Source organism: Shewanella sp. SR44-4, from assembly GCF_014163715.1.
Lineage (GTDB): Bacteria > Pseudomonadota > Gammaproteobacteria > Enterobacterales > Shewanellaceae > Shewanella.
On the sequence record NZ_JACJDU010000202.1, the window covers coordinates 1 to 216 of the forward strand.

Sequence of the window (216 nt, forward strand, 5' to 3'; positions counted from 1 at the left end):
CTACTCTCGCATGGGGAGACCCCAAACTACCATCGGCGATACTGTGTTTCACTTCTGAGTTCGGAATGGGATCAGGTGGTGCCACAGCTCTATGGTTTCCAGACAAATTTTGTTTATCTAACGCATTATTCTTGATGCATTAAATAATAATTCGGAAAGCTGATTGCTTTTACTCTTATCAAGAGTCTTGAGTTCGACAAGTACACGGATGTACTT

The 216-nt window shown here is 41.7% G+C and carries 1 rRNA gene; it reads right to left on the reverse strand.

Going from position 1 to position 216, the window contains the following annotated elements:
- A 5S ribosomal RNA gene (gene rrf / locus H5125_RS22030) occupies nt 1-103 on the reverse strand; the annotation flags it as partial.
- Nucleotides 104-216: the final 113 nt, after the last annotated feature.